General features: G+C 28.5%; 31 protein-coding genes. 20 read left to right on the forward strand and 11 right to left on the reverse strand.

All coding sequences use genetic code 11. The annotated features are described in order from the left end of the window. Positions 1–117: 117 nt before the first annotated feature. From KAR67_RS02030 to KAR67_RS02045, 4 genes are all read right to left on the reverse strand, one after another. Positions 118–435: a hypothetical protein gene (locus tag KAR67_RS02030; protein ID WP_131235483.1), complete on the reverse strand. Its 318-nt coding sequence runs from the start codon at positions 433–435 to the stop codon at positions 118–120. Next, the gene (locus tag KAR67_RS02035; RefSeq protein ID WP_002819544.1) at positions 417–953 is read right to left on the reverse strand and encodes a type II toxin-antitoxin system antitoxin SocA domain-containing protein; all 537 of its coding nucleotides are present in this window, start codon (positions 951–953) and stop codon (positions 417–419) included. Before KAR67_RS02035 ends, KAR67_RS02030 begins: the two co-directional genes overlap by 19 nt. Positions 954–985: 32 nt before the next feature. After that, complete coding sequence (locus KAR67_RS02040) at positions 986–1,162, reverse strand: hypothetical protein (protein WP_002819537.1); 177 nt, start codon at positions 1,160–1,162, stop codon at positions 986–988. Positions 1,163–1,265: 103 nt separating this feature from the next. Then, positions 1,266–2,000 (reverse strand): S24 family peptidase, encoded by a 735-nt coding sequence (locus tag KAR67_RS02045; RefSeq protein WP_002825861.1) that lies wholly within the window; start codon positions 1,998–2,000, stop codon positions 1,266–1,268. 111 nt (positions 2,001–2,111) lie between these two features. Between KAR67_RS02045 and KAR67_RS02050 the strand changes: the two genes are divergently transcribed. Next, the gene (locus tag KAR67_RS02050) at positions 2,112–2,336 is read left to right on the forward strand and encodes a hypothetical protein (RefSeq protein ID WP_011049708.1); all 225 of its coding nucleotides are present in this window, start codon (positions 2,112–2,114) and stop codon (positions 2,334–2,336) included. After that, on the forward strand, positions 2,327–2,515 hold the full coding sequence (locus KAR67_RS02055; RefSeq protein WP_057038126.1) for a hypothetical protein: 189 nt from the start codon (positions 2,327–2,329) through the stop codon (positions 2,513–2,515). The genes KAR67_RS02050 and KAR67_RS02055 overlap by 10 nt, the downstream gene beginning before the upstream one ends. Here the strand turns inward: KAR67_RS02055 and KAR67_RS02060 are convergent. Both KAR67_RS02060 and KAR67_RS02065 read right to left on the reverse strand, forming a co-directional pair. After that, a complete protein-coding gene (locus tag KAR67_RS02060) occupies positions 2,512–2,661 on the reverse strand; it encodes a hypothetical protein (protein ID WP_002785586.1) in 150 nt (49 codons plus the stop codon). The genes KAR67_RS02055 and KAR67_RS02060 overlap by 4 nt on opposite strands. 136 nt (positions 2,662–2,797) lie before the next feature. After that, positions 2,798–3,163: a hypothetical protein gene (locus KAR67_RS02065; protein ID WP_162284694.1), complete on the reverse strand. Its 366-nt coding sequence runs from the start codon at positions 3,161–3,163 to the stop codon at positions 2,798–2,800. A gap of 42 nt (positions 3,164–3,205) precedes the next feature. On the opposite strand from KAR67_RS02065, the gene KAR67_RS02070 reads away from it, so the two are divergent. The 12 genes from KAR67_RS02070 (at position 3,206) to KAR67_RS02125 (ending at position 14,573) form a co-directional block, all read left to right on the forward strand. After that, the gene (locus KAR67_RS02070; protein ID WP_162284693.1) at positions 3,206–4,207 is read left to right on the forward strand and encodes a hypothetical protein; all 1,002 of its coding nucleotides are present in this window, start codon (positions 3,206–3,208) and stop codon (positions 4,205–4,207) included. Between the two features lie 10 nt (positions 4,208–4,217). Then, a complete protein-coding gene (locus KAR67_RS02075) occupies positions 4,218–4,868 on the forward strand; it encodes a hypothetical protein (protein WP_002795631.1) in 651 nt (216 codons plus the stop codon). A 17-nt stretch (positions 4,869–4,885) separates the two neighbouring features. After that, positions 4,886–5,266: a hypothetical protein gene (locus KAR67_RS02080; protein ID WP_002788333.1), complete on the forward strand. Its 381-nt coding sequence runs from the start codon at positions 4,886–4,888 to the stop codon at positions 5,264–5,266. Next, entirely contained in the window at positions 5,266–5,652 is a 387-nt protein-coding gene (locus KAR67_RS02085) for a terminase small subunit (RefSeq protein WP_002795630.1), read from the forward strand. The genes KAR67_RS02080 and KAR67_RS02085 overlap by 1 nt, the downstream gene beginning before the upstream one ends. Further along, on the forward strand, positions 5,649–6,941 hold the full coding sequence (locus tag KAR67_RS02090) for a terminase family protein (protein WP_170876362.1): 1,293 nt from the start codon (positions 5,649–5,651) through the stop codon (positions 6,939–6,941). Before KAR67_RS02085 ends, KAR67_RS02090 begins: the two co-directional genes overlap by 4 nt. Further along, positions 6,931–7,203 carry a hypothetical protein gene (locus tag KAR67_RS02095; protein ID WP_002781524.1) on the forward strand — a complete coding sequence of 91 codons (273 nt, stop codon included), beginning with the start codon at positions 6,931–6,933 and terminating at the stop codon, positions 7,201–7,203. Before KAR67_RS02090 ends, KAR67_RS02095 begins: the two co-directional genes overlap by 11 nt. Beyond that, on the forward strand, positions 7,184–8,722 hold the full coding sequence (locus tag KAR67_RS02100) for a hypothetical protein (protein ID WP_061405738.1): 1,539 nt from the start codon (positions 7,184–7,186) through the stop codon (positions 8,720–8,722). Before KAR67_RS02095 ends, KAR67_RS02100 begins: the two co-directional genes overlap by 20 nt. Continuing rightward, a complete protein-coding gene (locus tag KAR67_RS02105; protein ID WP_000931940.1) occupies positions 8,715–8,918 on the forward strand; it encodes a hypothetical protein in 204 nt (67 codons plus the stop codon). The genes KAR67_RS02100 and KAR67_RS02105 overlap by 8 nt, the downstream gene beginning before the upstream one ends. Beyond that, the gene (locus KAR67_RS02110; RefSeq protein ID WP_002784021.1) at positions 8,908–9,555 is read left to right on the forward strand and encodes a hypothetical protein; all 648 of its coding nucleotides are present in this window, start codon (positions 8,908–8,910) and stop codon (positions 9,553–9,555) included. The genes KAR67_RS02105 and KAR67_RS02110 overlap by 11 nt, the downstream gene beginning before the upstream one ends. 10 nt (positions 9,556–9,565) lie before the next feature. Beyond that, on the forward strand, positions 9,566–9,946 hold the full coding sequence (locus tag KAR67_RS02115; RefSeq protein WP_052784634.1) for a hypothetical protein: 381 nt from the start codon (positions 9,566–9,568) through the stop codon (positions 9,944–9,946). 259 nt (positions 9,947–10,205) lie between these two features. Beyond that, a complete protein-coding gene (locus KAR67_RS09580; protein ID WP_162284691.1) occupies positions 10,206–11,249 on the forward strand; it encodes a hypothetical protein in 1,044 nt (347 codons plus the stop codon). 12 nt (positions 11,250–11,261) lie between these two features. Next, positions 11,262–14,573, forward strand: coding sequence for a hypothetical protein (locus KAR67_RS02125; protein ID WP_192801050.1), 3,312 nt, complete (start codon positions 11,262–11,264; stop codon positions 14,571–14,573). 93 nt (positions 14,574–14,666) lie between these two features. Here KAR67_RS02125 and KAR67_RS02130 read toward each other — a convergent pair whose 3' ends face one another. The 5 genes from KAR67_RS02130 to KAR67_RS02150 all read right to left on the reverse strand — a co-directional run bounded on the left by KAR67_RS02130 (position 14,667) and on the right by KAR67_RS02150 (position 16,246). Next, positions 14,667–15,113, reverse strand: coding sequence for a hypothetical protein (locus tag KAR67_RS02130; protein WP_002846375.1), 447 nt, complete (start codon positions 15,111–15,113; stop codon positions 14,667–14,669). Next, on the reverse strand, positions 15,082–15,258 hold the full coding sequence (locus tag KAR67_RS02135) for a hypothetical protein (RefSeq protein ID WP_165696653.1): 177 nt from the start codon (positions 15,256–15,258) through the stop codon (positions 15,082–15,084). Before KAR67_RS02135 ends, KAR67_RS02130 begins: the two co-directional genes overlap by 32 nt. Before the next feature lie 94 nt (positions 15,259–15,352). Then, entirely contained in the window at positions 15,353–15,703 is a 351-nt protein-coding gene (locus KAR67_RS02140; protein ID WP_002782210.1) for a hypothetical protein, read from the reverse strand. Next, on the reverse strand, positions 15,693–15,902 hold the full coding sequence (locus KAR67_RS02145) for a hypothetical protein (RefSeq protein ID WP_057993453.1): 210 nt from the start codon (positions 15,900–15,902) through the stop codon (positions 15,693–15,695). The genes KAR67_RS02140 and KAR67_RS02145 overlap by 11 nt, the downstream gene beginning before the upstream one ends. A 134-nt stretch (positions 15,903–16,036) precedes the next feature. Further along, positions 16,037–16,246, reverse strand: coding sequence for a hypothetical protein (locus tag KAR67_RS02150; RefSeq protein WP_002846748.1), 210 nt, complete (start codon positions 16,244–16,246; stop codon positions 16,037–16,039). Positions 16,247–16,396: 150 nt separating this feature from the next. Here KAR67_RS02150 and KAR67_RS02155 point away from each other — a divergent pair, with 150 nt between their 5' ends. The 6 genes from KAR67_RS02155 to KAR67_RS02180 all read left to right on the forward strand — a co-directional run bounded on the left by KAR67_RS02155 (position 16,397) and on the right by KAR67_RS02180 (position 21,518). Beyond that, a complete protein-coding gene (locus KAR67_RS02155) occupies positions 16,397–17,065 on the forward strand; it encodes a Rha family transcriptional regulator (protein ID WP_060794079.1) in 669 nt (222 codons plus the stop codon). A gap of 77 nt (positions 17,066–17,142) precedes the next feature. After that, a complete protein-coding gene (locus KAR67_RS02160) occupies positions 17,143–18,177 on the forward strand; it encodes a DUF5309 family protein (protein WP_060794078.1) in 1,035 nt (344 codons plus the stop codon). Beyond that, complete coding sequence (locus KAR67_RS02165) at positions 18,177–18,581, forward strand: hypothetical protein (protein WP_002782213.1); 405 nt, start codon at positions 18,177–18,179, stop codon at positions 18,579–18,581. The genes KAR67_RS02160 and KAR67_RS02165 overlap by 1 nt, the downstream gene beginning before the upstream one ends. Beyond that, positions 18,562–18,756, forward strand: coding sequence for a hypothetical protein (locus KAR67_RS02170; RefSeq protein WP_002782214.1), 195 nt, complete (start codon positions 18,562–18,564; stop codon positions 18,754–18,756). Before KAR67_RS02165 ends, KAR67_RS02170 begins: the two co-directional genes overlap by 20 nt. A gap of 2 nt (positions 18,757–18,758) precedes the next feature. After that, complete coding sequence (locus KAR67_RS02175; RefSeq protein WP_162284689.1) at positions 18,759–20,420, forward strand: hypothetical protein; 1,662 nt, start codon at positions 18,759–18,761, stop codon at positions 20,418–20,420. Between the two features lie 3 nt (positions 20,421–20,423). Continuing rightward, on the forward strand, positions 20,424–21,518 hold the full coding sequence (locus KAR67_RS02180; RefSeq protein WP_162284688.1) for a hypothetical protein: 1,095 nt from the start codon (positions 20,424–20,426) through the stop codon (positions 21,516–21,518). The last annotated feature ends 1 nt before the right edge of the window (position 21,519 follow it).

Here is a 21,519-nt window from a genome sequence, read left to right on the forward strand (position 1 = left end):
ACAATCAGCTTTATAACTTTTTATACTCTTGCCAACTTGCAAGTAGCTTCACTTGGTTTGTATTGATTATAATCAGCAAAAGCTAAAATAGCTAATAATGATAAGATTATGAGTTTTTCATTTATTTATAAGGGATTTTATTTCAATTCTCATTTCTTCACATATAAAACAAAATAATTTGGCTTTAAATTCTGCTAAGAAATCTTTAAAATTTTTTGTTGCGCAAACTAATAAATCATAAAATTCCACTAATTTCTTTTCATCGAAATTGCGTATTAAATCTAAAATTTCTTTTGCATCACTTTTTTCATTTAATTTTGAAAATGTTACTCTAATATATTTTCCAAATTCACTATAAACATATGTTTCGTTTTTTAATTTATAGGTTGATACTAAAAATCTTATTATATTAATAGCTAAATTTGGAATAGGCATTCGTATTCCTTAGCTTTTTGGTTAATTAAAGCAAATTTATACTTCTCATCTTCTAATTTTTTACCATCTAGCTTTGAGTTAATTCTCTCAAATAAATCTTCAAAAGAATAATTATCAAAGTTAAAATCACAATCGAATGGAGTTAGATTATAAAACACTAAAGAGTGAATATAATCAATCATTTTTTTAAATGATTTTCCCATTGTTTTTTGGTCAAATCTATTAAGATTATATTCTTTTAATATTTCATCTATTTTTTCTTTAACTTCGTTTGAGCATTCTGAATTTGGTTTAGGGTCATCTAAAGCTTTTGCTACATCAAGACTAAAAGGTCCAAATTTATAACTTTTAAAATTTATACCGATAAACGGTCTTGAATGTTGTTGATAATATTTCAACTCTAATAAAAATAATATTTTTTGATAAAGCCTTGCCATTAATGCGTCTTTGCTTATCTTTTTAAGATAAGATACGGCTTCAATTAATCTTTTTTCCGATGCTGCATCCATTTTCCTCATTATATATCCTTTTTTGGAAATTAATATAATCTTTATGATACTAATTTATTTGCTAAAACAACTAAATTCTTTTTATCTTTTTTCTGAAATAACTTTTCTTTCTGTGGCTTGTGCATCTTTAAGCTTATTAGAAATTTTCCATAATTTGATAATTTCATCTTAATTTGCTTACCGTAAAAACCATTCCAAAATGATTGTATTTTTGTCATTAAGTTTTCTTTCTCTATAATTAAACAAACCTAAAATATTTTATATTATACTGCACTTTGTTAAATAAAAACTTTAAATAAAAATAAAACCATTGCTTAAAATTCATCCCACCACTTCTATAAAATTTTTAAAGGTTTCAATCGCCATTTTTGATACTACAGCACCTAAGATCTCGCATTGTTCAAATTCGCTATTATCTACTTTTTTATCTTCATATTTTTTATTTTCAGAAACTAAAAAAATATAATCTGCAAAAGGTTCTTTTTTAATTTTTTTGCAAAATAAATCATCATTTTTTCTAAAAATAACAATATCTGCATTTGAAATAGCCCCAAGTGAATTTTTACTTCTATCTATAATAATAAAATCTCCATTAGATAAAATAGGTTCCATGCTATCGCCATTAATTTTTATAATATCATAACTCTTCTTTATAGGTATATCTAAAATTTCTTTTAGAAAATTTTCATCAACGGAAACTATTTTAACTTCTTCACTTTGAGATGAGGTTCCAAGTCCTGCACTTGCATAAATATCTGGGAAATATCTAAAATTTATTTGATTATCATTTCTGAAAACATCTTGCAATATCACTTCGTTGAAAGGAATATCCAATGCATTACATAAAATTTTTATATATTGTGGTTTAGGTTTTGTTTTATTATCTTCTTTAGACATCAACCATTTTTTTATTGTTGCTTCTGAGCTTTCTATGCCATTTTTATATAAAATTTCCATCAAATCTTGATATGTAACTTTTTTATCTCTATTTTTTAAATAAAATTTAAATTTTTCAGTATCAAAATGAAAATCGAATATATCTCCATTTCTTCCCATATTCTCTCCTTTTTTAGTATAAAAATTATACACTTTTTTCAAGCAAATAATGTTCCATAATTAGAAACATAATTAAATATTTATTAAGTTTCTTTATTTTATACTTTCGTTATGAAAAAAATAGATTTTTTTGATTTTACAAAAATATTGAGTAATCACTATACGGTTATTAGTGTTAAAAAGATTAGAACAAATAAATCACGCCCAAGCTTTAAAAAACAAATAGAGTTTAAAAAACTCTATGGAATACCTCATGAATTTTGGGTGGATGTTCGTAGCAATCTTATAAACATACCTAAGCGTGGGAGAAAGCGAAAGGATAGAGAATTAAAGTGATTGAGCTAAAGGTTAAGATGCCTGATGAGTATTTTGAACTTTTACAAAGTGTGGCAAATGATGGCGGATTTAATAGTATTAATGAGCTTATTACGGATAGGATTGCTCATTTTTTAAAATTTGAAAAATACTATAGAGAACTAGGTAAAAAGGATATTCTAAGCCTTGATAAGACTTAGATTTCTCCTAAGTAATTTGGAGTTTGGGTAGAGTATGGTTTAGGTTGTGCAGCTTGTTCTAGTTGTTTTATCCTGTTTTCTAACTCTTCGATTTTTTCCATAAGATAAGGGATGTTTTTTAACAAGTTTAAATCTTTGTCATCCATTTTGATAAGTCCTTTTCTTGATTGGGTGCAAAAAAATTATAGCAAAGGACTTTTTAAAACGGATTAAGGAATGAAATGCTTGAGAGATTGATTGAGATTATAGGATTATTTATTTTTACTTTGATGATGTTGCATTTTAGACTGTTTCTAGTGGCTGGTATTTCGGCTGGGATTTTAATATCTTGCATTTATCATTATCTAAAACGCATTTTTTATCACGGTAGTAAGGACAAATAATGTATTTAAATTTATCTTTTTTAAAAACCATTTCAAAAGGAGTTTTTTTTGTAACTAATTTATATCCTAAGTTAGGATATAGTCTTTTTGTCAAATCGTTTTCTAGCTTCATATCTTTAATACAAACTCTTTTTAGTTTTTGTTTTTTAGTTAAATATAAAAACAAAGGACGGATACTTAAACCAAATAAAACACCTATTAAAAAATATACTAAATTTTCTAAAGTGGTGGTTTTTAGCATTTCGGATAAGAAAGAATTAAACATAAAAAACCTTTTTAATTTAAATTATAACATAAAGGAGAGTTGGTGATACCAAATTTTATAGCAAGTTTTGATGTAGCTTTGGGGCGTAAAAGCCTAAGAGAGAGAAAAGGCTATTTGAAATTATCAAACACTATAGCTTATGGAGGACTTAGTGTTGATGCTTTAGCATTGTATATTCAATTAGCAAAGCTTAGTGAAAAAACGATTGTAAGTGAAATCTATCTAAGAGAGTTTATAAAAGTTAAAAATAATCAAAGAATGAGTTTAAATAGATTAAGAATTGCTAAAAAAGAATTAATCGAGCTTAGGCTTTTAGAAATTAAAAAGGTTAGGAATGGCTCTTTAAATTTTTATGAGTGGATTTTAAAAGATGAAAATTATCAAGTCAAAAAGCATTTTAACAAATCTTTATCTTTGCTTAAAAACAGTGATGAAAAGCTAAGCAAAACTCTTAAAAATAATGCTTCATCAATCGACAGAAAATTAACCACTGAAAACGAAAAAAATCAAAAATCCCTATATATAGAAACACACACGCACGCACGCGATAATAAATTTATAAATAATATAAATATTAATAATAATAAATTTATAAAAAAAGAGAATTTAGAAAATTTAAAAAATAATCAAGAAAAGAAAGAACGCGTTTTTAATCAAAACGCCTCTTTTGTAGTGAGCTTTTTAAAACTTGATGAAAAGGAATGTGAAAAAATGGCAAAAAAAGAATTTAAAGTCCCAAATGCTAATGAGATTATGGGGCAAATAATAGCTTTTAATGAGAAAAATAATACAAACTTTGGTGAAGAGTTGGCTAATGATTTTATAGGCTATTGGGATGCTAGAGAGTGGAAAAGAAATGGAAAAAGAATGTCAAGCATTGCAGGCAGTCTTTATACTTGGCTTAAATATGCTAAAGAAAACGAGCTAAGAAAAAATCAGCGTTTTAACAGAAAAAAAGAAGCCAATCCTAGTGTGGTTGATAGCTTGATGGAGTATTACGGAATGAAAGATGAGAACAAAGACAAGATCTTAGGATGCTTTTAAGGAGTAAAAAATGCAAGAAAAAATACAAATTTTAATGGACTTATTGGAAATTAATAAGGCTCAGGCAACTGATATTGTAGGTAGATATCTCAAAAGCGTTAAGGATATTCATGCTTTCTTAGATTTTTATTTCGAAACTTTAGAAAGAGAGAATATCGTAGGGACAACCTATGAGAAATTAAGAAGAGTTTGCAAAAGAGCTGAAATCGAGTTTAAAAAGCGTTTTGAAGACAAAGAAATTTTTTTAGAATGGTTAAAAAATAAATATAAAAATAGTCCATTTTTTAGATTGCTTGAAAGTGATTTTAAATACTCATATGTTTGTTATGATGGACAGGGCAACCTTTTTAAACGATTAGCAAAATCAATTAATATGTTGGTTTGTCTAAATAATTTTGGAGAATTAACCTACGAAGATGGAGAAATGCTAAAAAATAACGAATTTAAACACGCTTTAATAGATTTTATATTTAAAAATCAAGAGCGCATAGGAAAAGATATATATATAAATACTTCTTATAAGATAAAAGGATATACATCTTTAAGCCATGAAGAAGAATATAATAACTTTAAGAAGGTGCAGAAAAAAATTTTTAAGGAGAATCAAGAAGAATTTCAAAAGAAAGTAAAAGTCAAAATGGCTTTTAAAAATATAAGCTAAATTTAAGAAAGTCTGAAATGGAAAAGTATATTTTAAAAATTGATTTAAAAAGCAACCCAGTTCCTTATAAAAGAACCACGCAAAGATCTAAATTTGCATGTAAAGATTATCTTAAATATTTAGATTTTAAAAAACTCTTGCAAATGGAGTTTAGAAGACAAAATAATATTAGCTGTTTTCAAGCCTTTGATAAGCAAAAGAAATATGAGTTTTCTTTAAAAATAGGATTTAACAGCAAAAGGCATGGCGATGGAGACAATATCGTAAAATGCGTGTTAGATGCGTTATTTGAAAACGATAAGAATGTTTTAAAAGGCGATTATGAGATTATTAGTTTTAAAAAATCTTTTTTAGACTTAGAAATCAAAGAATTTAATTTTAAAGAAGGGGTGGCTTGATGGCTAGAATGATGACAAATGGCAAAAGCATCACAAAAGAAGAGCTTGTATCAAAGATAGAAAACTACTTTAGTGAAAAAACTGTTTTAAAAGAAACTAAAGAAAGTGTTATTTTTGCACCTAAAACAAAAGTGGGATTAGCTGTGCATTTAGGGATTTCAATGCAAACTTTAAATGAGTGGGAAAAAGATAAAGATTTTGGAGAAATAGTAGCAAATGCAAAACAAAGGTGTGAAATGGATATTTTAAACCATTCCTTAATCGGTACTTATACTCCTAGCGTTAGTATGTTCTTGCTAAAAAATCAGCACGGTTATGTAGACAAACAAGAAGTAGTCAGCGATAATGTTCAAAAAATAGAAATTATAAGAAGTGAAATCAAATGAAATTAAAAATCGATTTTTCTTACACTCCTGCACAACTTAAAGTTTTTAATGATAAAAATCCACGCTTTATAACCGTAGCAAAAGGCAGAAGACTTGGTTTTACAAGGGGAAGCGCTAAGTTTGTCATAGAAAACTTGCTTTTAGGACAAAATGTATTATGGGTAGATACCATACAAGCAAACTTACAAAACTATTACGAGTTATATTTTACACCTGAGTTAAAAAACTTGCCAAAAGATTTTTATTCTTGGAGTGTACAAGATAAGAAATTAATCATTAACGGAGCGGTACTTCATATGAGAAGTGCTGAAAGAAGTGAAAATATCGAAGGTTTTGGATATGACCTTGTTATTTTAAACGAAGCAGGAATTATTTTAAAAGGCAGCAAAGGAGAATATCTTTGGTATAACGCCATACGCCCTATGTTGCTTGATAATCCTAAATCAAGAGCGATTATCGGTGGAGTTCCTAAAGGAAAAAATCTATTTTATGAACTTTGCAGAAAAGAACTCAGCGATAAAAATTGGAAACATTTTCAATTCTCAAGTTATGATAATCCATTTTTAAAAGAAGAGCAAATTAAAGAATTAATTGAAGAAGTGGGTGGCGAAGATAGCGAAGTAGTCAAACAAGAAATTTATGGAGAGTTTATAGATAGCTCGAGTGCGGAGCTTTTTGCATTAACTGAAATTGAAAATGCGATGAGCAAGAACTCTTTTAGTATTGAAAAAATGCAAGGCGAGAATATTTGGGGGCTTGATGTAGCAAGATATGGAGATGATAAGAGTGCTTTAGCAAAAAGAAAAGGTTTTGTAATTGATGAGATTAAAAAATACTCACAACTTGGAACTATAGAATTAGCAAACAAAATACTAGCCGAATACAATCAAAGCGAAGATAAACCAAAAGGTATTTTTATAGATACTTGCGGTCTTGGCGTTGGCGTGTATGATGTCTTGTTAAATTATGGTTTGCCTGTATTTGAGGCAAATTCTGCAAATTCTGCAACTAGCAATGAATACTTAAATAAAAGAGCGCAAATGTATTTTACATTTGCTAAAAACTTAAAACACATGGAGCTTGTTAAAGATGAAGAATTAAAAAAAGATATGAGAATGATTGAGTATGAATATAGCGACAAGGGGCTTTTAAAGATAGTTTCAAAAGAACAATTAAAAAAGAACTATGGCAAAAGTCCTGATGTTAGCGATGCGGTGGCATTAACTTTTTTTGAAAAACTATACAGCAGAAACAATACTAATGAAGATTGGAGTTATGATGGCTGGTGAGTTTTTAATGATCTATGATGCAATTGATGTAAACAAAATAAAAAAGCTTTCAAATTTAAGCGATGAGGCTATAAAGTCAAGTCTTGCAAATGAATTTTTAGAACTTGTATCAGGATTTAATAATATTTCTAAAAAGAAATTTAAAAGAGAATTTGCGGAGTTTTTATTTGAAAAAGGAGTGAATGAAAAAGATATTTTAAAAATAACAAATTTAAGCAAAACAACAATATGGAGAATTATGAATGAAAACAAAAAGAACTAATGATGAGAGAGTATCGTTTTTAACACAACTCATTAGCGAAAGTAAAAGTGGATATGAAAATTACAAACCACACTTTAAAGAATTGCAAGATGCTTATTTGCTTGAAAATAAGGTAATGCAAAAATTGAGAAAAAGAAATAAATCAAGTATCTACATACCAAAAATAAACGCTAAGGTAAAGTATTTAATCACTAGCTTAAATGATGTATATTTTAATAGTGAGAGAATGGCAGATATTGAAACTTACATTAATAGCGATGATACGATTATAGAGCTATGGCAGAATGCAATTGATTTTTATAGTGGTAAAATCAATATGTTTAAGATTTTTCAACCGCTTTTCTTAGATGTTTTACTTGTGGGAACAAGTATAGCTAAGGTTACTTGGCATAAAGGAATGCCACGCATTGAAAGAGTAGATATTGATAGTATATTCTTTGATCCAAATGCATTAAATAGTGAAGATGTAGGTTATATAGTTAATGAAATTTACCTAACTTATAATCAAATCCATGAAAGACAAAAGCTAGGATTTTATAAAAACATAGAAATCCAAAAGCTTTTTGACGAAGATGATGAGTATAAAAAAGTGAAGCTTTATGATATTTATGAAAGAAAAAACGATGATGAGTGGGTGGTTTCTACCTTATTTGAAAATAATTTACTTAGAAATGAAGTTACTTTGCAAGATGGACAGCCTTTTATCTGGGGTTCAATGCTACCACAACTTAAAAAGATAGATAACGAAAACTATGTAAGTGCTTATGGCGAGCCTATAATGGCTTCTGCTATGCCTTTGCAAGATGAAATTAATATAACTAGAAATCTTTTAATAGATGCAGTAAGAACTCATATCATGCCTAAAATAATGATGCCAAAATCAATGGGAGTAAGCAGAGAAGATATAGAAACCTTAGGAAAACCAATATATACAGACGATCCAAAGGGTGTGCAAATATTACCACCACCAAATGTAAATAGTGCGGGAATGAATTTACAGCTTTTAGAAAGCGAACTCACAGAAGTTACAGGAGTTAGTCCACAAAACAATGGAGCTCAAACTGCACAAAATGAAACAGCAACAGAAATTAGCATAAAAGCACAAGAAGGCGGAAGAAGAAGTGCTGACTATATAAGACAGTATAACGAAACTTTTATAGAGCCTTTATTTGATAGATTTGCAATGCTTGTTTTTAAGTATGGAGAAGATAGTTTTTTTAATGGTTTTCAAAGAGAGGATATACCTAGTTTTAGATTTAAAATTCAAACCGGCACAGGTGCCATGAATAAAGAAATTAGACGTGCAGGAATTCAAGCTAGTATGCAAGTTTTTTCACAATTATATCAAATGTATATGAGCATAGGCGATGCAAATTCTGCTTATGGGATTATAAATGCTAGCAAAGAACTTACTAAAGAATTATTACCAATTTTAGGTGTAAAGAATGTAAATAGTTTATTTGCTTTTGAAAACAATGAAGATATTAATCCACAAATGCAAGGAGAAACTAATGCTTAATATTGAAATAAAAAGCGATATATCTAAAACCAAAGGAGGAAAGAAATTAATAGATTTTATCAAAGCAAAATATAGTGAATGTTTTTATATAGCAAAAAATAATGATGAGAAAGAGTTAAGGTTAAAAGCTTTAGATACTATGGCTTTTTTAGACATAATAATCAATAAAATAAAGGATGAAGAAGATGGAAAATGATGCTTTAAAAGATTTAATAAATGTCATAACAGATGATGATAAAGGACAAGTTGCTAATAATGGCGATGAACCTACGCAAGTAGAAGATAATGAATCTATGCAGGTTGCTAATGAGAACGAGCCTGATTATAAGGCGATGTTTGAAGCTTATAAAAGTGAAAATGACAACAAATTAAATGCTTTAATGAGTGAGCTTGAAGCTTTAAAAAATCCAAAAAAAGAGCCAAGCGAACAAGAATTGCAAAGAGAGCAGTATTTAAAAGAATTAGGACTTGATGGACTTGATGAGAAATTAAAAAGGCTTGAAGAGCTTGATAAAAAGCAAAAAGACAAAGAAGAGCAAGATGCACTAATCGCTAAATACGCACAAGTAGAAAGCGAGTTAAGAAAAGCCTATCCTGATGCGGATTTAAAGGCTATGGCAGAACTTGCAACAAAATTAAATGGTTTAGGCGAAGGTAATATTGACAGCTGGAAAACCTTGCTTAATTTGGTCGGAAAATCAAATAATGCCAAAAAAGCTGAAGATTTATCAAGTGCAAATAATAATGTAAGAACTAGTGATTTTAACGATAAGTTAAAAAAAGGCGAAGTTAGCGAGATAGATCTAGGCAAAGAATTATTAAGTTTAGTATAAAGGAGAAATCATGGATTTTATAACAGCTTTAAAAGGTGGTACAGGACTAGGCTCTAGCTTTGCAGATACTTTGATGAAAACAAGCAATTTTACTCCAAATTTAGCAAGTAGCAGTGGTGGTTTTTTAAATGGATTAAAAAATTCTTTTAGTAATTTTGGAGATTGGTTATTTAAAAGTTCTGATGCAAATAAAGTAACTAATTTTGATAGATTAGGAAATGTTTTAGGCGGTGCCGGCGCTTTATATGGTGCTTATAATCAGCAAAAAATGGCAAAGAAAAATTTTGATTTACAAAAAGATGCTTATAACTTCAATAAGTATCTAGCCAATGAAGAGTTAAACAGAAGAAAGAATATGGAAAATAAACTTCAAAATGTTTGGAGTAATTAAATAGATTTGGATTTAAGGAAGCCAAAGGGAAATTATAGCTCCCCTTAAAAAAGGGGAAATCAAGTATTAATAAGCCTTGACTATAATTATACAAAGTAGTATAATTATAACTATAATTTTGGTTAGCAATTTAATCACCTCCCAACTGGGCGGTAAATTAACGCTAAAGGGCGGCAACCCTTTGGCGTTGCACCCTTTTAAAATTATACACAAACTTCCTTAAATCCTTTATTTTAAAAGAAAGAATAAAGGAAACAAAATGGCATTTTATAACCCACAAAGAGTAGTATTTAATCCTGATACAGGCGTTATACAAAACGCAGGAAAAGTCGGTGGTGTCTTATATGACATCATGAGCAAAAGTTTTGATGATAAAGTTAAAGCTAATGAGTTTCAGCAAGAGCAAGATTTAAGAAAGCAACAAATGGAATTTAATCAGGCTATGCAAAATAATCAAATCTTGCAAAATGAATTTAATAATGCTTTAGCCTTGCAAAAATTTGACCTTGAAAGACAAAGACAAGTTCAAGATAATGCTTTAAATTGGGCTAAATATAAAGAAGATAAAGATTATAATCAAAAATATTTAGATTATTTAACTGGTAAAAATAGTAATATAGTTACTAATAAAACAAATAATAATTCAGGCTTTAGTATAGATGCTAATGGTAATTTAAGCGAACCGCAAACAATGAGAGATGTTTTTAGCAAAGAAAGTAATCGCGGGGATTTGTATCATTTTGCAAAAACCGCTAAAACGCAAAATATAAATTTAAATGATATTTATGGATTTGGAGATACCATAAATCAAAAATTAAGAAATACTCCTTTTAGTAATAGTAAAAACTTAAAACAAGAATTCGCAGATAAGCTAAAAGCTGAAATAAATTTAGCACTAGTTAATATCACAAGTGGCAGGATGAGCAATGAAGATAGGCATAGATTAGAAGAATTGGTTAAAACAGATAGTTTTTACTTCTTTGATAAGTATGCTAAACATGATATTGAAAAAGCAGTAGAAATACTATATAGAGTAAAAAATGATGCCTTAAAAAAAGAATATATGGATATTTGGAAAACAGAAAGGTATTTAAAAGATAGAGATAATATAGAAAATTATTATAACAATATGTATAAAAAGCTAGAAAATGAAAAGGCTATGATAAAAGATTTTATAAATGCTGGAAATATTTTAGCTTCTCAAGGGCAAAGAGTGCCATTAAATAAGATTTTATCACAACAACCGCAACAACAATTAAACCAAAATTTTTTACAACAAAACAATATGATTACATTTAGATAATAAGGATAAAAGATGACAATACAAATACCACAAGGTGCAAAAACAATGCAACTTTTTGATATGAATATAGATATACCAGAAGGAAAAACTTATATAGATATTGATGATAATTTTTTGCAGAATAAATATAATCAATTTATGCAAAATAATCAGCAACAAAACAATTTTAATTCACAAGAAGAATTAGCTTTAGATGGTAAGCCTATGAGTATGTATCAAGCACCACAAGTAAGCCAAAATGAGCCACAAGAACAAGGAGTATGGAGTAAAATAAATAAGGGTCTAGAAGATTTTAATAACCTTATAGATCCAAAAAGAATGATATCTGAAGGATTGGATTATCTTTCTCCAAAAGTTACAAGTGGTGAAGAAGGGGCAAGGCAAAAAATAGAAGATGCTACAAATCAGATATCAGGCGGGTTGTTGGCTAGAAATTTTACTAGCCTTGATAATGAAGAGCAAAAACAAATTTTTCAAATCGCATACGATGAAATAAAAAAATTAGGATATGAGCCATTTTTAGAAATAAATAATGGAGACTATAAATATATAGGCGTTGATAAAAATGGAAAAGAAGTTGATTTTACTCCTAGTTTTAGAAATACACTTGCTAGTACTAAAAACGAGTTAGCATTTTCTGTAGCTGGTGGATATGCTGGAAGTTTAGCAAAAACAGCAGGACAAACAATAGCCAAAAAAGCTTTAAATTATTTCGCACCATCTGCAATTGGTGCTGGTAGCGGTGCTATGGCTGATCTTCATTCGCAAAGTAATAATACAGGAATTGAAGCAAGTTATATGGACTATGCTAAAAGGTTTGGAAGTGCAGCCGCAGAAGATGCCTTAGCAGGTGCTGTAGTTGGATCAGCTATAAAGGGAATAGGAAAAACATATAAAAGTGTTGGTGATTTAATAAGCAGTGTTAAAACAGGAGCGCAAGCCGGTAAAGATATGATAGATGGCATGGCGGTAAAAGGTGGTAATTTAGGTAATAGGGTTATAGATAAAATCACCCAAAAAGATATTCCTATGATAGGAAAATTTACAGATGGTGGTTTGCAAAATGCAGAAACAATTTTTAATAATCTTACAAAAAATGTAGAGAATAAAAAACAAATAGATGAACTTATAGCAAAAGAAAATCCAACATACTTAGAAAATGGAAAGCCTACAATAGAAATATTAAAAAACATTGTCGAGCAAGGACTTAACAAGAATAATCCACAATTTATACAAGATAGCGCTAAAAGAACAAGTGCTATTTTAAAAAATATTTCAAATACTTTACAAGGAGTTCCAACTACTCAAAGAAGAGAAATATTATTAAAATCAGCTCAAGCTTATCCCGAAATAGGAAGTTTTTTAGATGATGTTTTGAAGGCTGATAAGGATGCTAGTATTTCTTTTTTAAATATAATTAAAGAACAAGATGAAGTATTTAAGAACAAAACAGGTTTAAATGGCGAGTTTGATTATAAAGCTTGGCAAAAAGATAATAGCTCTTATAAAAAAAGAATTAATAATGAATATGCTCAAGCTATAAAAAGTATAGATGAGCTTAACAACGGCTCAATAAGGTTAAGCAAAGAAGATTTAGCAAAGATTGAAGAGTTTAAAAACAACAATTTTTTAGAGCAAGATATAAAAACAAATATTAGTAGCTTTCTAGAAGATACTATTGATAAAGACTTAAGTGCTGAGCAAATATTTAACTTAAGAAGTGCTATAAATAAGCAATTAGCCACAGGAAATAAGACATATAATACTAAAGAAGCTTATAGGCTAGTAAAAGATACTTTAGATGAAACTATGATAAAAAATGCAAGTGATAAAGAACTAGCAAAGAAGATTTTAGAAAATGCTAATAAAAACTATGCGTTAAAAGAAAATTTTAATAATAGTTATCTAGGAAAAATCAAAGACCAAGAAACACCCGAAGCACTCGCGCAAAGAATAGCTAATGGTGCTAGAAATATCAATGAAGACAAAGATTTAAAAAGAGCTTTTGAAGGTATGAATGAAGCAGAGCGAAAAGCAAATGAAAAACATGCTTTTAATGCATTACTAGCAAAACATAGAATTGAAGATATAGGATATGATTTTAAGAACCTAGCAAAAGATATGGATAATGTAGAATTTGTAAGTAAAGATTTAAAATATGCAAAAGAAGTAGTAAATGTTTATGCAAAAATTTATCAAAACAATAAAGACTTAATAATGACGGCTTTAGCTAGTAGTGGCAAAAAAACAAATTCTTCAATAGCCACAACAATAAGCGGTGTTTTTGATAGAATATTAATAAGTGGTGTTTTTGCTAGAATACATGCTTTAGTTCCTTTTATGAAAAGTGCTAAAGAGCAAGCGTTAAGAAATCAAATATTAGATGCATTAAAACTTGCTAAAACCAATAAAGAAGTTATATCTAATCTTAAAAACATAAAAATAGCGGATAAAGAACAAAGTAGAATTTTTAAAGATGCTTTAGATAATTATATTAAAGTAGACAAAGAACAAAATAAGATATTAAAAGATGCACTAATAAAAGAAGGTGTCATTAAAGGCGACAACTTCTTCATGAATAAAGCTGATCCGAGCAAAGTAAAGAGTGATTTAAATGTAAAAATAAGCGTTTCTCCAAATGTTAGAAATTTAGCAAAGCTTACAAATGATGAGATTATAGCCGACTTAGAATATTTAGCCAATAAACATAAAGAGATGTTTAAAAAGCCTAGTGATGTGTTTAAGCTTATAAAAGAAATTAAAGAAAATCCTACATTTTTTTATAAAAACAATAGAATGGATATAGCTTTAATAGCAAAAAGATTAAATGATAATAAATTAGGAAAACTTGGTGTAAATAAAGATACTGGAGAAGTTAGACATGTGACTAAAGTTAAAGAAAAGGATTTAACAAGGCTTGAAAAAGTTAGTAAGAAAAATACTAAAGAAAATGTTGGCATTATCCAAACTTTCATCCAACCAGGTAGCAAAAATGATAACTCATTGAATGGGCTACCAAATAATCCTAATTCTACCCAAACTAAGCCTAAAAAAAACTTAATGGAAGATATAAAAGAAAATATTGAGGCTAAAGAAGTAGAGAAAAAGAATAAAAAAAGCGTAAAACAAAGTCTTGATGAAAAAATACAAAATGATAAAAAAGCTAGAAAGCAAAGAATTGAGAAAATAAAACAAGTTATAGCTAGAAAGCAAAAAATAGATAAGGTTACAGATAAAAAAAATAACAGGGAAATAGCAGGAAAAATAGGCACTTATACGCTAAAAAATCTTATTAAATTAAAAGAAAGGAGCGAAGATAAATAAAAATTAAGGGTTTTATCCCTTAATTTTATTACAATTGCTTCAATCTTCAAACTATTTCTTAATATTAATAGGAAAAGATAAAGAAAATGTAAATTAATTTTTAGGTTTGTTTTTTATAGAATCAATTATTTTAGGTAAAAGTGTCAATGCTCCTAATATAAAAGCAAAATAAGCACCTTCATTATGCCCATTAAGAATAAGATATAATCCAACACATATACTAGTAATAGTTATAAGTAGAAAAGATACCATTCCAAAACCATTCCAAAAATGATAAGATTTTATATCTTTTTTTCTAATTTCTATATTTTTATTCTCTAAATCTAGTATTTTATTATCGTTATCTTTTTTATACTCTAAAGATTTCTCTAGCATTGTCACAATTCTATCTGCTAAATCTTTAGGCAATTTTCCTATAGCATTAAGTTCATTCTCCATAAGAAAATTAAGCTGAGTATTGAAAGTTTGAGATGGATTTTCTTTATTTTGATTTTCTTGTTTAATAGTATTAGGTGTTTTTTGTTTTTGTGATTTTTTCAATTTGTTTCTCTCTAAATTCAATATTCTCTTTATATAATTTTGCTTGTTTTTCTCTTATAATAGCATTTAAATCCCATAAATTAAAGCATTCGTTTTTTATAGGCTTACCTACAAAACCATCTATAAAAGCTTGTGTTTTTGTCATTTTGGTTTTCCTTATTTTTGTTTTGTGATTTTTTACTTAATGTCTCTTTATGCCCTTCATATTTATTACTCATAAATAGTTTTTCCAAGTCCAACTAGGTTTTAGATGAACCAACACCTGCTAAATATCCAAAAACACTTGCTAATGTTGTACTGAGCAAGCCTAATCCTATTTCTATTTTTTCAGTAAATAAAATAAGATAAAGACTAGCTATCAGAAGAATAAAAACCGCAGTACATGCTATATTCATAGATTTATGCCATTTTTTATTTTCTTTAGTCAGTTTATTAATAGCGAAATCATATTGTCTTTGATTATCTTCTCTAGTGGCTTCAATTTGAGCTAAAGTAGCCTTTTGCTTGCTGACTTCTATTTCAGCCATAACTTTGCCTACTTTTTCAAAAGTTTCAATTTCTTTATTATCTTTAACTATTTCATTTTTCATATTTAAGTTTTACATTATCTTCAAATTTTGTATTGTTTTGTTGTATAGCTTTTAATGCACCTTGTATTATCAATAAATCTGTATTTTGTATTTTTGGATAATACCCTTTATAGTTTAAATAAGAAATAACAACAGCATTGTTTGGTTTTTGTTCTTGAAGTATTTTTGCTTCATTATAGGCATTTAATATACTACTCATTTCAATTCCTTTTGATAATTAAATTATACCTTTTTTATAGTTAATTTATACTTATTTTATATGTTTTATATATATTTATATATTATAATCTTACTTTTTTTAAAATAAATAATTTGCTTTAAAATACACTATTTTTATTTTATAAAAGGTTTTATAGATTTTGAAATTTCATCTAAAACTTTTGCTTTTTCATAATTAATAAGCCAACTATTTACCCAGCCGGGTATAGAATTTGTTTGTCTCCAATTGGTTACGCCGGTATAGCTCATTTTAACCATTTCAGAAAAATCTTTTTTGCTTAAACTGATTGATTTTAATTTATTCTCAAATTCATCATAATTCATTTTAACACCTTTACAAATAAAATATTTATTATTTTACAAAAAAACAACTAAAATATTTATAAAATTATTGACAATATAACTAAATAATGTTATAATTTACTCATAAAACAAATGATTTATTTGTTTTAAATCAAAACAAAAAGGTAAAAAATGGAAAAATTAGCTGTAATTAATGGCGTGGATGTAGAGTTGGAGGTAGCCAACGACCAAGTAACGACTACCTCTTTAGACATCGCGGCGGTTTTTAATAAACGCCACGATAATATTATAGCAAAAATTGAAACTTTCCCAAAGGATAGTTTCACTGACCTTAATTTTAAGGCGAGTAAATATATTGATAGCACGGGTAGAATTTTACCTTGCTACAAAATCACTCGTGACGCTTTTTCTTTGCTTGTTATGGGTTTTACAGGCGAAAAGGCTTATAAATGGAAAATCGAGTTTATCAAAGCTTTTAATGAAATGGAAAAAAGACTAAGAAATATTGAATATGAGAAGCACGATAAGTTAGCTTTTAGACAAAGCTTAGGTTACAAATCTCAATTAAAACAGCAAAAGCAAAAGTATGAGAATGAGATTAAAGCTTTAAAGTATGATTTAGAACAAAGTAAAAACAATTTTAAAGATAAATTAAATTGTATATTGGCTAAAAATGGTTTATATGCCTTTGATTTTAAAACTTTTAAAAATTATGCCTTAAAGCTAGAAAAAATGTTAAAAGATTTAAAAGATGATGAAAACAAAGAGAATAAACTACTTTTAAGAATGCAAAATGATTTCTTAGAATGTTTAGAACTTTATAAAAGTGTAAATATCTAATTTGTTTCAAAACACACTATTTTTGAAATAGCTATTTTTGGAAAAATCCTTAAAACTAAACTAAGGAGAATTCAAAAATGGCTTTACCTTCAATGGGACATACAGCACCCGCAACAGAAAATGTTAAGTTAAAACAATCAATATATGAAACGATTATTAAAATTGGAGCTACTGAAACACCAATTTTAAATAAAATAGGCACTTCAAAGGTTACAAATCCTTTAACTCATAGTTGGCTTACAGACACTTTTGAAGAACCAAAAAAGAACGCAAATTTGGAATTGAGCAAATTTGTAGGGGAAACAAAAAACACAGCTCAAAAAACTACAAATGCTACTCAAATATTCATTACCGAAGCCATGGTATCAAAAGCTTTGTTAAAAGCAAATCAATATGGTGGCAATGAAATGGAGTATCAAATAGGCAAAAAAACCAAAGAACATAAAATGGATATGGAATATGCTTTATTTGGTCTAGGCAGAGATAGTGATGTAAAAAAATCAGTTTTCAAAGATTATGTTCAAGCACAAGAAGCAACAAGTGGAGAAATGGCTGGACTTTTTCATTATATCGCTAAAGGAAAAGATAGCTTTGCTCATGGAAAGCGTGGAAATGTATTAGCTTTTGATGAAACAGGAGATTGGAGCGGAACTGCAACAGAACTAACAGAAGATAAACTTAATCAAATCTTACAAACCATTTGGAATAGCGGAGTTACGCCTAAAGATGTCTTTTTAGGAGCTGACTTAAAAGGAGCTATCAATAAATTTGCTACAAGAATTTTAGGCAATGAAACAAAACTAGCAGGACAAGTAGTAAGCCTTGAAACAGATTTTGGAACGGTAAATTTCCATATGCATAGATTATTAAGCCCTAAATATGGTTTGGGTGATGTTTTAATTGCTGGGGATTTTGAGTATATGAAACATGGGCTTTACATACCTACTACGATTGAAGATGTTCCAACTGATATTACTGCAAAAGCAAAAAGATTTTATACGCAAAGCACTTTAGAAGTAAGAAATGCTGATGCTTTTGCTATAGGCGTGGGATTAACTAGTGGAAATAATGCAAAGGCTAAAGCGGTTTTAAAAGCAGCAAGAGGTGCATAATGCTTTGTATTATGGCTAAAAAACTCATTATCGCTAAAGTTAAAAATTCTTACAAAATGATAGAAGATGATGAAGTTTTGAAAGCCTATTTTATGGAAGCATTTTATTATATTTTATCAAAATGTGTTCCTAGTGTTCTTTTAAAAAATGTAGAACAAAGCGAAAAAGTTTTCAGGCAAGTTAGAAATAATCATTTTTTGATTATTCCTGATGAGCCTGATTTTGACAATGAAAAAGAACATTTAATGATAGATGAAGCACTTAGTTTTGCTGTGATTAATTATGTTTGTTATTTGATTACAAGATGCGAAGAAAAAGACTTTCTGGCATTATGTGACAAGATAATTAATGAGTATATAGCTAACGATGGCAAGGAGCTTGATGATGAAAGAACATGGTTGTGAGTGTAATTTTACAAATAAATTTAATCGAGCTTTGAGTTATAAAGACTATGCTCAAAGTATAAATAGTGCTGATTTTATAGCTTATTTAGATGATAAAAAATGGCTTTTAGCCATGGATGATCTGCTTTTCTTTTGTGAAAAGAGAATTAAAGATAGTGATTATTATGAAGGTTAAAAATGGGAACAAGCTTAAATGAGTTAAAAACAGGTAGAGAAAAACTTGAGATTATAAATCAAGTTTTGGCAAGAATTTCAAATGTTGCTACTGCTTTGGATAATACCAGAATAGAAGAAATTGTAGGACTAAAAGAACAAGTTAATAATTTTTATAATCAAATTTTAGAGCTTAAAAATTTAGTTGTAAAAAATAGCGAGCTTACTCAAAGCAATACTGATTTTACTAAAAACAAAAGAAATGAAATTGAAAAAATAAGCAATGAAATAAAAAATACTTTAAATAATATAGAAGAAATCTACAACAACATTATAAAATCAGAAAAAGATATAAGCAATGGAGTTAATTTTGTTAAAGACAAATATCCTGAACTTAATGAGTTTAATAAAAATTTTGAAATTATAAAAATAAAACTTGAAGAATATTACAACATAGCTGTTGATTTTAATGCAGGTCTTAAAAAAATAGAGGAAAACAAAAATCTTACCAAATCCTATTTAGATTTATCCATAGAACTTAAGCAACAAATCTTACAAGAACTAGAACACGCACAAAGTATTAAAGAAGATTTGCATTCTAATATAGAGCTTGTAAATAAACTTGTTTCAAATATCGTGGCAACAAAGAATGAGATTATATCTATAACCAATAATTTTAAAAATGTAAAATCAGAAGTTCAAAATATAGTTAATGATGCTGAAGCAACAATAAAACTTAAAATAAACACTATTCTTTTTGAAAATCAAAGATTAAATCAAAATATGATTGATTTATTAAAGCGTTGCGAGAAGCTAGAGGATGAAATAGTAGGAAAATATGAAGATATTTTAAAAATAGAAGATCTTATAAACTCATCTACAGAAATTATAAATGATTTGAGAGAAGCAGTAAAACAAAGCGAACAAATAAGCGAAGATATGAGAAATTTTACAGCTATTATCAACGATTTCAAAACAGAAATTTCTAATCTAAAAGCAGATTTAGAAAGCTATGGCGAAAGATTAAAAGGGCAACTTGATTTAAAATTAGCACAAGCAAACTCAAGTGTAGATGCTAAGATTTCAAGCATTGAGACTCTAAAAAATCAAATTGAAGCATATGTAGAAGCTAATAAAAATACCGTAGATGTGGCTTTAGCTAACTTTATAGAAAGATCTAAAATAGCTAATGAAGATTTAGGAAGATTGGCTGAAGTAGCAAGAACAGAACTCGCTAATGATAAAACAGCTATTGAAAGCTATTTGCTAGAACTTAAACAAAGTATGGTTAATGCCATGAAGAAAGTATCCAGTGATATCACAGATGAAACAAGTGGAATATTAGCTCAAAAAAACCAAATAGAGCTTATCATAACACAAGGAAAATCAGATTTAGATACTTTAATCAACAACTTTAACTCAAATTATCAAAACAAACTTAACGAATTTAATTCTAATACTAATGAGAAATTAGCTTCTATTAATTCACTCAGTGAAGAAAGTATAACAAATATACAAAATAAAACAGATGAAAATATAAGCAGATTAGATACAGCCAGCGAAGAAAAACTAACTAAATTTGATGAAATTATAAAAGATAATTTGGGTGGAATTTATTCTCACATTTTTTCAATCGAAAATGTTTTATTTGATAAAAAAATAATTAAATTAAGTTATAAGGAGTAAAGAATGGCGGACTTAGAGCAAGTTGTAAATGATTTAAATTTGGCATCACAAAGCTTACAAGAGTTAAGAGAAAAATATGATGGTGCTTTAGATTTACTAGATAATAAAAATACAGAAATAACAGGTGCGCTAGATAGTGCAAAATCTGATGCACTACAAGAAATACAAACTATAAGCGATACAGCTACAAGTCAAATTTCGCAGTTAAAAGACACATCCTTAAATTTGGTCAACGAAGCTAAAAATACAGCTACAACTGAAATATCAAATAAAAAGGAAGAGCATAAACAAGAGTTAGAAACTAAGAAGAATGAATATATTAATAAAATTGATGCAAAAGCTAATGAGTATGATATTGCCAATATTAATGCGCAAGTTCAAGCTATGGATACCAAAATAACCGAGCAGATCAATGGTGCAAAAACGGAATTAAATTCGAAAATAGACAATAAGGTAACAAAAACTGGAAATGAAACTATAGCAGGCGTTAAGACATTCTCTAGTTCAATAGTAATACCAAATGCAACTGCCAATAACCATGCGACAAATTTAGGTCAATTAAATGGAAAAGTTGCAAAAACTGGAGATGAAACTATAGCAGGTGTAAAAACATTCTCAGTACCACCTGTATCAGCAACTAATCCTACTGCTAACAATCAAGTAGCAAACAAATCATATGTAGATACAGTCGGAAATAGCAAAGTTGCATTAAGCGGAAATCAAACTATAGCAGGTGTAAAAACATTCTCAGTACCACCTATGTGTGGTGCTAATCCCACACAAGATGCACAATTGGCAAGAAAATGGTATGTGGATTATGGCGGCGGAATTAAGAACTTAGGAAATCAAACAGCACCAAAAATAGATTTAAGACAAGCTCAGCATTTTATCTTAACAATGACAGCCAAAGGAGCTATCGGTATAGCAAATTGGGGTGGAGCAGGTAAAAGTGGAACTATCACTGTCAATAATGCTCAAAATATCACTGCTTTTTCGGCACCTTTTAAATTTAGAGTAGCTCAAAGTGGTTTTAGCGGTACCGAAACCTTTGCTTATTTTTGCATAGCTTCAAGCAATGTTTTAATAACTAGGACTTAAG

It is taken from the genome of Campylobacter sp. JH32, assembly GCF_017846535.1.
Classification (GTDB): Bacteria; Campylobacterota; Campylobacteria; order Campylobacterales; family Campylobacteraceae; genus Campylobacter_D; species Campylobacter_D coli.

Coding starts and splice junctions, on each gene's coding strand:
- KAR67_RS02030 (WP_131235483.1), bottom strand. CDS start 435: ATGCCTATTCCAAATTTAGCTATTAATATAATAAGATTTTTAGTATCA.
- KAR67_RS02035 (WP_002819544.1), bottom strand. CDS start 953: ATGAGGAAAATGGATGCAGCATCGGAAAAAAGATTAATTGAAGCCGTA.
- KAR67_RS02040 (WP_002819537.1), bottom strand. CDS start 1,162: ATGACAAAAATACAATCATTTTGGAATGGTTTTTACGGTAAGCAAATT.
- KAR67_RS02045 (WP_002825861.1), bottom strand. CDS start 2,000: ATGGGAAGAAATGGAGATATATTCGATTTTCATTTTGATACTGAAAAA.
- KAR67_RS02050 (WP_011049708.1), top strand. CDS start 2,112: ATGAAAAAAATAGATTTTTTTGATTTTACAAAAATATTGAGTAATCAC.
- KAR67_RS02060 (WP_002785586.1), bottom strand. CDS start 2,661: ATGGATGACAAAGATTTAAACTTGTTAAAAAACATCCCTTATCTTATG.
- KAR67_RS02065 (WP_162284694.1), bottom strand. CDS start 3,163: ATGTTTAATTCTTTCTTATCCGAAATGCTAAAAACCACCACTTTAGAA.
- KAR67_RS02075 (WP_002795631.1), top strand. CDS start 4,218: ATGCAAGAAAAAATACAAATTTTAATGGACTTATTGGAAATTAATAAG.
- KAR67_RS02080 (WP_002788333.1), top strand. CDS start 4,886: ATGGAAAAGTATATTTTAAAAATTGATTTAAAAAGCAACCCAGTTCCT.
- KAR67_RS02085 (WP_002795630.1), top strand. CDS start 5,266: ATGGCTAGAATGATGACAAATGGCAAAAGCATCACAAAAGAAGAGCTT.
- KAR67_RS02090 (WP_170876362.1), top strand. CDS start 5,649: ATGAAATTAAAAATCGATTTTTCTTACACTCCTGCACAACTTAAAGTT.
- KAR67_RS02095 (WP_002781524.1), top strand. CDS start 6,931: ATGGCTGGTGAGTTTTTAATGATCTATGATGCAATTGATGTAAACAAA.
- KAR67_RS02100 (WP_061405738.1), top strand. CDS start 7,184: ATGAAAACAAAAAGAACTAATGATGAGAGAGTATCGTTTTTAACACAA.
- KAR67_RS02105 (WP_000931940.1), top strand. CDS start 8,715: ATGCTTAATATTGAAATAAAAAGCGATATATCTAAAACCAAAGGAGGA.
- KAR67_RS02110 (WP_002784021.1), top strand. CDS start 8,908: ATGGAAAATGATGCTTTAAAAGATTTAATAAATGTCATAACAGATGAT.
- KAR67_RS02115 (WP_052784634.1), top strand. CDS start 9,566: ATGGATTTTATAACAGCTTTAAAAGGTGGTACAGGACTAGGCTCTAGC.
- KAR67_RS09580 (WP_162284691.1), top strand. CDS start 10,206: ATGGCATTTTATAACCCACAAAGAGTAGTATTTAATCCTGATACAGGC.
- KAR67_RS02125 (WP_192801050.1), top strand. CDS start 11,262: ATGACAATACAAATACCACAAGGTGCAAAAACAATGCAACTTTTTGAT.
- KAR67_RS02135 (WP_165696653.1), bottom strand. CDS start 15,258: ATGACAAAAACACAAGCTTTTATAGATGGTTTTGTAGGTAAGCCTATA.
- KAR67_RS02140 (WP_002782210.1), bottom strand. CDS start 15,703: ATGAAAAATGAAATAGTTAAAGATAATAAAGAAATTGAAACTTTTGAA.
- KAR67_RS02145 (WP_057993453.1), bottom strand. CDS start 15,902: ATGAGTAGTATATTAAATGCCTATAATGAAGCAAAAATACTTCAAGAA.
- KAR67_RS02150 (WP_002846748.1), bottom strand. CDS start 16,246: ATGAATTATGATGAATTTGAGAATAAATTAAAATCAATCAGTTTAAGC.
- KAR67_RS02155 (WP_060794079.1), top strand. CDS start 16,397: ATGGAAAAATTAGCTGTAATTAATGGCGTGGATGTAGAGTTGGAGGTA.
- KAR67_RS02160 (WP_060794078.1), top strand. CDS start 17,143: ATGGCTTTACCTTCAATGGGACATACAGCACCCGCAACAGAAAATGTT.
- KAR67_RS02165 (WP_002782213.1), top strand. CDS start 18,177: ATGCTTTGTATTATGGCTAAAAAACTCATTATCGCTAAAGTTAAAAAT.
- KAR67_RS02170 (WP_002782214.1), top strand. CDS start 18,562: ATGAAAGAACATGGTTGTGAGTGTAATTTTACAAATAAATTTAATCGA.
- KAR67_RS02175 (WP_162284689.1), top strand. CDS start 18,759: ATGGGAACAAGCTTAAATGAGTTAAAAACAGGTAGAGAAAAACTTGAG.
- KAR67_RS02180 (WP_162284688.1), top strand. CDS start 20,424: ATGGCGGACTTAGAGCAAGTTGTAAATGATTTAAATTTGGCATCACAA.